At 63.4% G+C, this 11,379-nt stretch carries 11 protein-coding genes; 5 read left to right on the top strand and 6 right to left on the bottom strand.

Annotated features, from left to right (window positions below; genetic code table 11):
- Complete coding sequence (locus tag ABEA18_RS12735; RefSeq protein ID WP_345449766.1) at positions 1-1,608, bottom strand: carboxyl transferase domain-containing protein; 1,608 nt, start codon at positions 1,606-1,608, stop codon at positions 1-3.
- 150 nt (positions 1,609-1,758) lie between these two features.
- Between ABEA18_RS12735 and ABEA18_RS12730 the strand changes: the two genes are divergently transcribed.
- Positions 1,759-2,388 carry an SACE_7040 family transcriptional regulator gene (locus ABEA18_RS12730; RefSeq protein ID WP_345449765.1) on the top strand — a complete coding sequence of 210 codons (630 nt, stop codon included), beginning with the start codon at positions 1,759-1,761 and terminating at the stop codon, positions 2,386-2,388.
- Positions 2,389-2,481: 93 nt separating this feature from the next.
- Here the strand turns inward: ABEA18_RS12730 and ABEA18_RS12725 are convergent, their stop codons facing one another.
- Genes ABEA18_RS12725 through pdhA form a run of 3 tightly spaced genes read right to left on the bottom strand, consistent with a single transcriptional unit; the run spans position 2,482 to position 6,073 of the window.
- A complete protein-coding gene (locus ABEA18_RS12725; RefSeq protein ID WP_345449764.1) occupies positions 2,482-3,900 on the bottom strand; it encodes a dihydrolipoamide acetyltransferase family protein in 1,419 nt (472 codons plus the stop codon).
- Complete coding sequence (locus tag ABEA18_RS12720) at positions 3,897-4,907, bottom strand: alpha-ketoacid dehydrogenase subunit beta (RefSeq protein ID WP_345449763.1); 1,011 nt, start codon at positions 4,905-4,907, stop codon at positions 3,897-3,899. The genes ABEA18_RS12725 and ABEA18_RS12720 overlap by 4 nt, the downstream gene beginning before the upstream one ends.
- Positions 4,907-6,073, bottom strand: coding sequence for a pyruvate dehydrogenase (acetyl-transferring) E1 component subunit alpha (gene pdhA, locus ABEA18_RS12715; protein ID WP_425550521.1), 1,167 nt, complete (start codon positions 6,071-6,073; stop codon positions 4,907-4,909). The genes ABEA18_RS12720 and pdhA overlap by 1 nt, the downstream gene beginning before the upstream one ends.
- A 196-nt stretch (positions 6,074-6,269) precedes the next feature.
- Here pdhA and ABEA18_RS12710 point away from each other — a divergent pair, with 196 nt between their 5' ends.
- The 3 genes from ABEA18_RS12710 to ABEA18_RS12700 all read left to right on the top strand — a co-directional run bounded on the left by ABEA18_RS12710 (position 6,270) and on the right by ABEA18_RS12700 (position 7,901).
- Positions 6,270-6,755, top strand: a complete 486-nt coding sequence (locus tag ABEA18_RS12710) for an Lrp/AsnC family transcriptional regulator (RefSeq protein ID WP_345449762.1) — start codon at positions 6,270-6,272, stop codon at positions 6,753-6,755.
- A gap of 139 nt (positions 6,756-6,894) precedes the next feature.
- The gene (locus tag ABEA18_RS12705; RefSeq protein ID WP_345449761.1) at positions 6,895-7,308 is read left to right on the top strand and encodes a DUF4383 domain-containing protein; all 414 of its coding nucleotides are present in this window, start codon (positions 6,895-6,897) and stop codon (positions 7,306-7,308) included.
- A 29-nt stretch (positions 7,309-7,337) separates the two neighbouring features.
- On the top strand, positions 7,338-7,901 hold the full coding sequence (locus ABEA18_RS12700; RefSeq protein ID WP_345449760.1) for a hypothetical protein: 564 nt from the start codon (positions 7,338-7,340) through the stop codon (positions 7,899-7,901).
- A 145-nt stretch (positions 7,902-8,046) separates the two neighbouring features.
- Here the strand turns inward: ABEA18_RS12700 and ABEA18_RS12695 are convergent, their stop codons facing one another.
- On the bottom strand, positions 8,047-9,663 hold the full coding sequence (locus tag ABEA18_RS12695; protein WP_345449759.1) for a solute symporter family protein: 1,617 nt from the start codon (positions 9,661-9,663) through the stop codon (positions 8,047-8,049).
- Entirely contained in the window at positions 9,660-10,037 is a 378-nt protein-coding gene (locus ABEA18_RS12690; protein WP_059387841.1) for a DUF485 domain-containing protein, read from the bottom strand. Before ABEA18_RS12690 ends, ABEA18_RS12695 begins: the two co-directional genes overlap by 4 nt.
- A gap of 164 nt (positions 10,038-10,201) precedes the next feature.
- Here ABEA18_RS12690 and ABEA18_RS12685 point away from each other — a divergent pair, with 164 nt between their 5' ends.
- Entirely contained in the window at positions 10,202-11,368 is a 1,167-nt protein-coding gene (locus ABEA18_RS12685; protein ID WP_345449758.1) for a sensor histidine kinase, read from the top strand.
- The last annotated feature ends 11 nt before the right edge of the window (positions 11,369-11,379 follow it).

Raw genomic sequence — 11,379 nt, 5'->3', positions numbered from 1 at the left:
TCACATCCGGAAGAGGCCGAAGGAGGTTTCCGGCAGTGGTTGGCGGGAGACGACGTCGAGGGCCATGCCCAGGACACGCCGGGTGTCTGCGGGGTCGATGATGCCGTCGTCCCATAGCCGGGCGGTGGAGTAGTAGGGGCTGCCTTGGCCCTCGTATTGCTGCTTGATGGGGGCTTTGAACGCTTCTTCGGCCTCGGCGGACCATTCCTCGCCCCGGGCCTCGTATTGCTCCCGTTTGACGGTGGCGAGCACGCTGGAGGCCTGGTTGCCGCCCATGACCGAGATCCGGGAGGCCGGCCACATCCAGAGGAAGCGGGGTGAGTAGGCCCTGCCGCACATCGAGTAGTTTCCGGCACCGAAGGAACCGCCGATCACCACGGTCAGCTTGGGCACGCGGGCGGTGGCCACGGCGGTGACCATCTTGGCGCCGTTCTTGGCGATGCCGCCGTGCTCGACGTCCTTGCCGACCATGAAGCCGGAAAGGTTCTGGAGGAAAACCAAGGGAATGCCACGCTGGTCACAGAGCTCAATGAAGTGCGCGCCCTTGAGGGAGGACTCGCTGAACAACACGCCGTTGTTCGCCACGATGCCCACTGGATGGCCATGGAGCTTCGCGAACCCCGTCACCAGGGTGGTGCCGTAGTTCTTCTTGAACTCGTGGAACCTCGAGCCGTCCACGAGCCGGGCGATGACTTCGTGAACGTCGTATTGGGCGTTGACGTCCGTGGGAACAGCCCCATAGATTTCGCCCGGGTCCACAACGGGCTCGACGGCGGTGTCCACGTCCCATGCGGGGGCTACCGGCTTGGGCAGGGTGGCGACGATGTCGCGGACGATCTGCAGGGCATGCTCGTCGTTTTCGGCGAGGTGGTCCGTCACACCGGAAATCCGCGAGTGGACGTCCCCGCCGCCGAGTTCCTCGGCCGTGACGATCTCACCGATGGCGGCCTTCACGAGGGGCGGGCCACCCAGGAAGATGGTGCCTTGGTTGCGGACAATGACGGTTTCGTCGCTCATGGCAGGAACGTAGGCACCGCCGGCCGTGCAGGACCCCATGACCGAGGCGATCTGCGGGATCTTCGCCGCGGACATCTTCGCTTGGTTGAAGAAGATCCGGCCAAAGTGCTCCTTGTCCGGGAACACCTCGTCCTGCTTGGGCAGGAACGCTCCCCCGGAATCCACGAGGTAGACGCACGGCAGCCTGTTCTCCAGCGCGATTTCCTGGGCCCGGAGGTGCTTCTTCACCGTCATCGGGTAGTACGTGCCGCCCTTGACCGTGGCGTCGTTGGAAACCACCATCACCTGGCGGCCATGGACCAGCCCGATCCCCGCGATCACACCGGCGCCCGGCGAATCATCGTTGTACATCCCGTTGGCCGCCAGCGGGGCGACCTCCAGGAACGGGCTTCCCTCGTCCAGCAAATAGTTGATGCGCTCGCGCGGCAACAGCTTGCCCCGGGAGATGTGCCGCTCACGCGAATTCTCCGGGCCACCGAGGGCGGCCACGGCAAGGCGCTTCTTCAGCTCGTGCACCAGTGACAGTTGCGCTTCCGCGTTGACCGCGAACTGATCGCTGCTGGTATCCAGCTGGCTGGCGAGTGTCTCCATCGACTGTGTCCCATCCCGGCCAATGGCCATCTCAGTTAGTACCGCATAACTGGAATTTAGGTTAGTCTCTATTAACTGTGTTGTCCATCACCCCGGCACCGGGCCTGTCCGGTACCGGCGCTGAAGTGGACGCTTGCAAAAGGAGGAATTGTGGTCACCTTCCAGCGGAGCTCCCAGCAGGACGGTCAGGCACCGACCCAGCGAAGCCAAGCCAAGGAAACGCGGCGCAAGGCCCTCCTGACCGCCGCAGCCGGGTTGTTCGCCGCCGACGGTTTCAACCGCGTATCCCTTGAAGACCTGGGGGCCGCGGCAGGAGTCAGCGGCCCTGCGGTATACCGGCATTTTCCGGGAAAACAGGCCGTGTTGGCCGAGCTGCTGTTGAGTGTGAGCCGGAATCTGCTCGACGGCGGCCGCACCGTGGCGTCCGAGGCCCTCGATGCCGAAGCTGCGTTGCGCGGACTGGTGGAGTTCCACGTGGACTTCGCCCTCAGCAATCCCGATGTCATCCGGGTCCAGGACCGCGACTTCAGCAACCTCAGCGACTCCGACCAGGCCGAAGTCCGCACCCTGCAGCGCAACTATGTGGAACTGTGGGTGGGAGTGCTCGGCGAGCTGCATCCGGACACGGATCCTGCCGAGCTTCGGGTCCGCGCCCACGCGGCCTTTGGCCTCATCAACTCGACGCCGCACTCGGTCCGGCACCACGGACGACGCATGGCCGTCAAGAGTGCCCGGCCCATCCTCGAACGCATGGCACTGGCCGCTCTGATGGTGCGCTAGCTTCCTGCTTGCTAGGCCCAACTGACTCGCAGTTGTTGTCGTTTTGAGCCTCCAAAACGACACTTACTGCGAGCTAGTTGGGCTGGAGAGCCGCTAGATCATCGTCATGACTGTTGCGGGGTCGGACAGGATCGCGCCCAAATCGGCCAGGAATTTCGAGCCCTGTTCGCCGTCCACCAGTCGATGGTCGAAGGACAGGCTCAAGGACATCACCTGGCGCACCGCGAGTTCGTCGTTGTGCACCCAGGGAGCTTTGCGCACAGATCCCAGCGCGACGATGGCAGCCTCGCCCGGGTTCAAGATGGGGGTTCCGGCGTCGATCCCGAACACACCGATGTTCGTGATCGAAATGGTGCCGCCCGTCAGATCTGCCGGGGAAGTCTTGCCTGAACGTGCCGTGTCCGTGAGTTCGGACAAAGCCGTAGACAGTTCCAGCAGCGTCATCTTGTCCGCGTCTTTGATGTTGGGAACAGTCAGTCCCCGCGGCGTGGCGGCGGCGATACCCAGGTTCACGTAGTTGAACTGCACGATCTCCTGTGCGCCTTCGTCCCAGCGGGAGTTCAGCGTCGGGTTCCGGCGCAGGGCAATCAAGACTGCCTTGGCCGCGATGGTCAACGGCGTGAGCTTGTACCCGGCAAATTCACGGCTGGACTTGAGCCGAGTCAGCAGTTCCATGGTGGGCGTGACGTCAACGGTCAGGAACTCCGTCACATGCGGAGCCGTGAAGGCACTTTGCACCATGGCAGCGGCTGTGAACTTCCGGACTCCCTTAATAGGGGTGCGGGTCTCGCGTTCAGCGGAAACCCCGACGGCGGGCGCAGCGACCGGTGCGACCTCGGGAGCCGAAACCTCCGCCTGGGATCCGGCCGCGAAGTCCTGGACATCCGAACGGGTGATCAGGCCTCCCGGCCCGGTTCCCCTGACCAACTCGAGGTCGATTCCGAGATCCCTCGCCAACTTGCGGACCGGAGGCGTGGACCGCGGACGCTCCTGCTCCACCACGGGCCCGTTTGGAACGGCGAGCGGTGCGGGCTGTTCAACGACAGGAGCGGGCTCGACGGCGGGAACGGGTTCCCGGACCGGCTCGCGTTCAGCGGCGCCCCCGTCAAACATGCGCTGGCGTCGGGCCGGGCGTCCGGACTTCTCGACGACGGCGCCATAGCCTACGAGATTCGGCTCACGCTTCGCTGCGGCCTCCGCCGTGCTTTCCGTAGAGGCGGCCTCACCGGAACCGGCAACGCCGGAAGGCGCCGTTCCGTCGTCGTCGACTTCAAAGGAAACGATCGGCTTGCCGACCTCCACAACGGAACCGGCCTGTTCGTGCAGAGCGGCCACGGTTCCGGCGAAGGGTGAGGGCAACTCAACCACGGCCTTGGCCGTCTCGACCTCGGCAATGACCTGGTTCAGCGTCACGGTGTCCCCCACAGCGACCTTCCAACTGAGGATTTCCGACTCAGTGAGTCCTTCGCCGAGGTCGGGCAGCCTGAATTCCTTGATCATGGTGGCGCTCATCCTTCCAGCCCGCTCAGGGAGTTGCCGCGGCCGAGTGCGCGGTCCACGCCGTCAAGGATCCTGTCCAGATCCGGCAGGTGGTGCATCTCAAGCTTTGAGTACGGGTACGGGATGTCGAATCCAGTGATCCGGACCGGCGCGGATTCAAGGTAGTTGAAGCACCGCTCGGTGATGCTGGCGGCGATTTCGGCGCCGAGCCCGCCGGACTGCGCGGCCTCGTGGGTGATGACGAGCCTGCCGGTCTTGCGGACGGATGCCTCAACTGTCCGGAAGTCAATCGGAGCCAGCGAGCGCAGGTCGATAACCTCCACGGAGAGTCCTTCGTCGGCGGCTGCCATGGCCGCGTCATTCGCGGTTTTCACGAGCGGGCCATACGTCACCAAGGTGACGTCGCTGCCTGGCGTGACCACCTTGGCCTTTTCCATGGACAGCGCCGTGGAAAGATCTGCGGTCTCATCCACTTCGCCCTTGTCGTGGTAGCGGCGCTTGGGCTCGAAGTACAGTACCGGATCGTCCGAGGCGATTGCCTGCTGGATCATGGTGTAGGCATCCTGCGGGTTGGAGACGCTGACGACGCGCAGTCCCGAGGTGTGGGTGAAGTAGGCTTCCGGGGACTCGGAGTGGTGCTCGGGCGAACCGATCCCGCCGCCGAAGGGAACCCGAATGGTGATGGGCATCTTGACGCGGCCCTGCGTCCGGTAATGCATCTTGGCTACCTGGCTGACGATCTGGTCGAATGCCGGGTAGATGAAGCCATCGAATTGGATTTCGCACACCGGGCGGTAGCCGCGGTATGCCAATCCGACGGCGGTGCCGATAATCGCGGATTCCGCCAAGGGGGTGTCAACCACCCGGTGTGTGCCGAAGTCTTTCTGGAGGCCGTCGGTGACCCGGAAAACGCCGCCGAGCGCACCGATGTCCTCGCCCATGAGGACAACTTTGGGATCGTTCTCGAGGGACTTGCGCAGCCCGGCGTTGATGGCGCGGGCGAAGGTCAGCTTGCTCATCAGAGTGCACCTTCCTGGGTTGATCCGCTGAAGCTTTCCAGATAGCGGGAGTAGTGGTCCTTCTGGCGTTCGATCCAGGAGTTGGGGGTGCTGTACACGTGGTTGAAGAGGTCGAGCGGCTCGGGATCGGGCATGTTGATGACTCCTGCCCTCAAGCTCTTTGCGACCTCGTCCGCTTTGGCCTGGGTCTTGGCTTCAAGCTCTTCCGTCAGGAGGCCCTTGGTGCGAAGCAGCGCCTTGAGCCGGCTGATCGGGTCCTTGGCTGCCCAGTCCTCAAGCTCGTTGGCGTCGCGGTAACGGGTGGGATCATCCGCCGTCGTGTGCGGGCCCATGCGATAGGTCACGGCTTCGATGAACGTCGGTCCGCCGCCCTTGCGGGCCCGGTCCAGCGCGATACGGGTGACGGCCAAAACAGCCAGGACGTCGTTCCCATCGACGCGCATGCTGGGGATTCCGAAGCCCGAAGCACGGTCGGCGATCTGGATGTGGGACTGAATCCGGACGGGTTCGGAGATGGCCCAGTGGTTGTTCTGGCAGATGAAGACCACGGGTACTTGGAAGCTCGCCGCGAAGACCATTGCCTCGTTGACGTCGCCTTCGCTTGTGGCGCCATCTCCGAAGTATGCAACCGCTACCGAGTCGGCGCCGTCGTGCTGGATACCCATGGCGTAGCCGGTTGCGTGCAGCGATTGCGAGCCGATGATGATCTGTTGGGTGGCAATGTTGTGCCGGTACGGGTCCCAGCCGGAGGAGGCATTGCCGCGCCAGGCACGGACCAAGTCCGTGGGCTCCACACCGCGGCAATAGGCAACGCCGTTGTCCCGGTAGCTGGGGAAGACAAAGTCGTCGTCCCTGAGGGCTCTGCCCGAGCCGATCTGTGATGCCTCCTGGCCCAGCAGCGGTGGCCACAAGGCCAGTTCGCCCTGACGCTGCAAGGCGGTGGCCTCGGCGTCGATGCGGCGGATGACCATCATGTCCTCATACAGAGAGCACAGTTGCTCGTCCGTGACATCGCTGACCCAGAGATCGAACTCCGGGTGGCTGATGCGTTCCCCTTCCGGGGAAATCAGTTGGACCAGATCCCCGCCGGTCCGACGCGGGCTTGCTGCACTGATTCCGGGATTCGAAGCCTTGTAGGCGTCCTGGCCGGGTTCGTCCGTCAACACAGTTGATCGCACCTTTCAGCTCGTGCTCGCAGGCCTTTTGGAGGGACTTGTGATCCAGCCGCGGGCCAGCATCCGGGCGTCGTCGCCTGGATTAATTGTGACCCTACTCACAATGCTCATTGGGTACAACCACCGCTGAAAATTCTGCGCATTCTGCCCTATCAAGGCGTCCCGCACCGTGCTAACGTTGCGCATTATGCAAGCTTTAGATGGCACCGACACACGCCTGCTTTCGGCCATGGCGAAGGACCCCCGCGGCACGGTTGTCGCCTTGGCACAGAAGCTGGGATTATCGCGGAATACGGTTCAGGCGCGGATGGCGCAGCTTGAAAGAAAGCACGCGTTTCTGTCCTTCGAACGGCGCATCAACCCTGCGGCCCTCGGCTACCCCCTCATGGCGTTCATCTCGGTGCATGTGCAGCAGCAAAAGCTTGGACAGCTTGCCCTGGACCTCGCCGAAATCCCCGAAATCCTGGAGGGGTACGGCCTGACCGGTTCGGCTGACCTGCTGCTGCGGGTGGTAGCGCTCGACGCCGAGGATTTGTTCCGTATCAACGGCAAGATCCTTGCGTGTGACGGAGTGGAACGAACGGACACTGCGATGTCCATGGGCGAATTGATTCCCTTCCGCGTGCAGCCGTTGTTGAACCGGAACACCAAGAAAGCGCTCCGTACCGGCTGAATTCGGACAACCTCGAAAAAATTCGTCCCATCCCACCCATCCATAGCTCCGGGTGGTCCGAATCTCTGGTTGAGAGCCCCGTCCGGGGTTTCGAACACAAGGCCGGATATAAAATCGGCCATACCGGAAGGTTTGGACCATGCGCACTTCGCCCAACCGCCTGATCGCCACCATCTTTGGAGCCGTCTACCTGCTCGTGGGTGTCGTTGGATTCTTCGTCACCTCGGGAATTGGATTCTTCGCTACCGAGGGTGCCAATCTGATCATCTTTGCGGTAAACCCCTTGCACAACATCATCCACCTCGCCATCGGCGCCGCCCTGCTCTACGCGGGCATGAACAGCACTGTGCTGTCCAAGACCATCAACACCACGGTCGGCGCGGTCTACTTGCTTGTCGGCATCCTCGGACTGTTCCTTGTGGGCTCCCCCCTGAACATCATTGCCCTCAACGGCGCAGACAACGTCCTGCACCTCGCCAGCGCAGTGGTGCTTCTCGGCATCGGTCTCTCGCAGGACAAGGTTCCGGCCACAACCGCCAGGGCGCACGTCTAGAAAACCTCGAAACCCGTAAGGAGCCGTCCGTGTCAGCTCAAGCAGCGACGTCCGTAGGACCCACCGCCGGGGCATCCCTCACCCTGTTTTCGTGTTTCGCGGGAATGGGGGCCGGCCTCGTGGAGCTTTCCATCGCATCCAGCTACATTTCGGGCCGGGGACCCCTTGTGTGGGCGGGCGGCATCTTCGCGGCCTGGGGCCTGGCGCTTCTCGCCAGCTCGATTGGCAGCCTCCAACGGGGGCGGCTCCGGTTCCGTAAACCAACAACCCTGGGCCTCCTCGCGGCCGTGCTGGTCCACGTCGGATTCCTGGTTGCCGGTATGGCCCAAAGAGTGCTCGACGGCGGGCATCTGGCAGCTCTGTTCCTGGTCCTGATGGCACTGGGATCCTCTGCCTGGCTCGCCCGAAGGTTCCGCGACGACGTCGGCGGAGTAGCGCAGGCTCCCCCGCGGGCCGGCGCGCTTTTGGGCGCTGCCTTTGCCGCCGCCGTCGTGGTCGCAGCAATTACGACGCCGGGGCTCGCCGCCTCGGTGGCCGGAGCGCACGCCGTCCCCCACGGAGAACATTCCCTGCCGGGCGGCCATAACCACTAAGCCCGGATGCTCGCTCACCTTTGGTTGAAAAATGCGAATCCCTCCTGCAGATCTTTCTGCAGGAGGGATTCGCCATTTGGCCTTGTTTGTGAGCGAGCGTCACGCCGAAGGGCCCGATATGTGAGCGGGCGTTGGACCGGTACGCCTAGTGGTTCACCGCTTTCTCGGCTCCAACGCCGGTCAGGGAGCGGACTTCCATTTCGGCCTGCTTCGACGTGTCTTCGCGCCGCTTGTCCACGACGGTTCCGAGCCAGCCAAGCAGGAACGCTAGCGGAATGGACACGATTCCCGGGTTGCTCAGCGGGAAGACGGCGAAGTTGGCACCCGGGATCATGGACGTCTTGGCACCGGAAACAACCGGCGACAAGGCTATCAGGATGATGGCCGCCGACAGCCCGCCGTACATGCTCCACGTGGCACCCTGGGTGGTGAACTTCTTCCAGAACAGGGAGTAGAGGATGGTCGGCAAATTCGCTGACGCCGCCACTGCGAAGGCGAGGGCGACGAGGAACGCTACGTTCTGGCCATTGGCGAAAATACCGCCAATGATCGCAAGGACCCCGATGACCACCACGGTCCGCCGGGCCACTTTGACCTCGGTTCCGGCGCCGGCCTTGCCCTTGGAAATGACGTTCGCATAGATATCGTGGGCGAACGATGCCGCTGCCGTGATGGTCAAACCGGCCACCACCGCTAGGATCGTGGCGAACGCGACGGCCGAGATGAAGCCCAGCAGCAACGGCCCGCCCAGGTGGAACGCCAGGAGCGGCGCAGCGGAGTTCACCCCGCCCGGGGCCGATTTGATGGTGTCGGCTCCAACGAGGGCTGCCGCGCCGTAGCCGAGGACCAGGGTAAACAGATAGAACAACCCGATCAGCCAGATGGACCAGACCACCGATTTGCGGGCTTCCTTCGCTGTGGGCACAGTGTAGAAGCGCATCAGCACGTGGGGCAGTGCGGCTGTGCCGAGGACGAGCGCCATCCCAAGGGACAGGAAGTCGAGCTTGGAAGTATCGGTCTTGCCGTACTGCAGGCCGGGGTTCAGCACGTTGGGATTCTTGGCGGTATCCGCCGCCGCACCCAACAGGTTCGACAGGTTGAAGCCGTAGATGGACAGCACCCAGAGCGTCATGACTGCCGCACCGCAGATGAGCAGCACGGCTTTGATGATCTGGACCCAGGTGGTGCCCTTCATGCCTCCGATCAGCACGTACATGATCATGAGGGCGCCGACGACGACAATCACCAGGGCTTGTCCGCCCCAGTCGCTGATGCCCAGGAGCAAGGAAATGAGGCTTCCGGCGCCGGCCATCTGCGCCAGCAGGTAGAAAAAGCAGACGACCAAAGTGGTCAGGGCCGCGGCGATCCGCACCGGGCGCTGGCGCAGCCGGAACGAAAGAACATCGGCCATGGTGAACTTACCCGTGTTGCGCATGAGTTCGGCGACAAGCAGCAACGCGACAAGCCATGCGACGAGGAACCCGATCGAATACAGGAAGCCGTCGTAGCCGTTGACCGCGATCGCCCCGGTGATCCCGAGGAAGGAGGCCGCGGACAGGTAGTCGCCGGCGATGGCGGTGCCGTTCTGCGAACCGGTGAACGAGCGCCCGGCGGCATAGTAGTCGGCAGCCGTTTTGTTGTTCCTGCTGGCCCGGAAGACGATCACCATGGTGACCAGGACGAACAGGGCGAAGATGCCCATGTTCAACAGCGTGGTGTCCTTCAGAGCGGCAACGTTGACCATCGGGACCATGGCACTCATTTCGCTGCCCCCCTCACGGTGCTGCCCTTGTCGAACTCATGGCCCTCGATCTCATTCCGGATTTCCGTGGCTATCGGGTCCAGTTTCCTGTTGGAGTAGTGAACGTACCAGCCCGTAATTCCGAAAGTTGAGACGAACTGCAGCAGGCCCAAGACCAGGCCGACGTTGATGTTGCCCCACAGTTTGGTGGACATGAAGCCCACCGCGTAGTCAGCCAGCAGGACGTAAGCGAAGTACCAAAGCAGGAATGCGATGGCCATTGGAAAGACAAAACTGCGGTGGCGCTTGCGAAGCTCCTGAAACTGCCCCGTTTGCTGGACTTCCTGGAAATCAACGGACGCTGCTGCGTCCGGTGTCTGGGCCTCGTTACCCATGGCTTCCTCCTGGTTGTGGACGTCTCCATCGACCACACACTCCTGGCCGATGTGACTGGAATCACTATCCGCCCGGCGGCTGCGCCACTTCCAGATTCACCGGCACAGGCGTCGCCCAGCGGGCACGTTGCTGCGCCGAACGGCGGGTTCGCTAGTCTTGCTCCATGCCGGATTCCCCGCTCGTCACCGCCGCCGCCATTTCGGTCATCGTGCTCGCCGTGGCGATCGTCGTCGGGGTCGGCCTCAAGGTGATCCGTTCTTTCCGCGAGCTGGGAACCGACGCCGAGCGGGCCACCTACCAGACCCTGCACGCGGCGTCGCGCGCGGGACAGCACCTGCGCACCGGGCTCCACGCGGCGGGAGCGGCCAAGGCGAGCAAGCAATTGCGTTCCCTGCTTGGCTGCGACGCCCTGGCGATCGCCGACACCGAGTCCGTCCTCGCGTGGGATGGTGCGGCGGAAGAACTCAAAGCGGTACTGATGGACCTCGCCTCGGGAGTGCTCTCCGATGGGCGGACCGTGGTTGTCCCGGCTTCGCACGCATTGAACGCCGTCGTCGCGCCGATCAGGGCCGGAAACCGCGTGGTGGGAGCCGTCGCGGCCTTCGCCCCGCAAACCGGTGCCGGGTTGGTCCGCGCGACAAGCGAGCTGGCCGACTGGGTGGCCGTGCAAGTCGAACTGGCAGAACTCGACGCTTCCCGCACCTTGCTCATGGAGGCCGAAGTCCGGGCCCTGCGCGCACAAATCAGTCCCCACTTCATCTACAACTCCCTCAACGCCATTGCCTCGTTCATCAACACTGATCCCGCGAGGGCGAGGGAGCTGGTGGTCGAGTTCGCGGATTTCACCCGGTATTCCTTCCGCCGCCACGGCGATTTCACCACCTTGGCGGAGGAACTTCGGAGCATCGACCGCTACTTACTGTTGGAGAAGGCACGCTTCGGAGACCGGGTGCAAGTGAGCCTCAGGATCGCGCCCGAAGTCCTGAGCACTGTGATTCCCTTCCTGAGCCTGCAACCGCTCGTGGAAAACGCCGTGCGCCATGGGCTTGAAGCGAAGGAAGGACCCGGGCACATCACCATCTCCGCCAACGACTCCGGGGCCTTCGCGGAGGTCACCATCGAGGACGACGGCGTGGGCATTGATCCGGAACACCTGCGCTCGGTCCTGGCGGGGCACGCCGACGGCGACCACGTTGGACTCCGAAACGTCGATGCCCGCCTTCGGCAGGTCTACGGCGACGAACACGGCCTCGTCATCGAAACCGCGCCGGGCGAGGGCACCTTGATCACCATCCGCGTGCCAAAGTCCCAGCCGAGCCATGATGCCTGAGGCTAATCTAT

Origin of the sequence: Arthrobacter gyeryongensis, assembly GCF_039543785.1 — a bacterium.
In the GTDB taxonomy this organism is placed as follows: Bacteria; Actinomycetota; Actinomycetes; order Actinomycetales; family Micrococcaceae; genus Arthrobacter; species Arthrobacter gyeryongensis.
The sequence above is the reverse complement of the archived record's forward strand: the minus strand, read 5'-3'. Positions and strand labels throughout refer to the sequence as shown.

Excerpts from the sequence above, each read along its gene's own strand:
- ABEA18_RS12710 (WP_345449762.1), top strand. The coding sequence starts at position 6,270 with ATGCAAGCTTTAGATGGCACCGACACACGCCTGCTTTCGGCCATGGCG.
- ABEA18_RS12695 (WP_345449759.1), bottom strand. The coding sequence starts at position 9,663 with ATGAGTGCCATGGTCCCGATGGTCAACGTTGCCGCTCTGAAGGACACC.
- ABEA18_RS12705 (WP_345449761.1), top strand. The coding sequence starts at position 6,895 with ATGCGCACTTCGCCCAACCGCCTGATCGCCACCATCTTTGGAGCCGTC.
- ABEA18_RS12685 (WP_345449758.1), top strand. The coding sequence starts at position 10,202 with ATGCCGGATTCCCCGCTCGTCACCGCCGCCGCCATTTCGGTCATCGTG.
- ABEA18_RS12690 (WP_059387841.1), bottom strand. The coding sequence starts at position 10,037 with ATGGGTAACGAGGCCCAGACACCGGACGCAGCAGCGTCCGTTGATTTC.
- ABEA18_RS12720 (WP_345449763.1), bottom strand. The coding sequence starts at position 4,907 with ATGAGCAAGCTGACCTTCGCCCGCGCCATCAACGCCGGGCTGCGCAAG.
- ABEA18_RS12725 (WP_345449764.1), bottom strand. The coding sequence starts at position 3,900 with ATGAGCGCCACCATGATCAAGGAATTCAGGCTGCCCGACCTCGGCGAA.
- ABEA18_RS12735 (WP_345449766.1), bottom strand. The coding sequence starts at position 1,608 with ATGGAGACACTCGCCAGCCAGCTGGATACCAGCAGCGATCAGTTCGCG.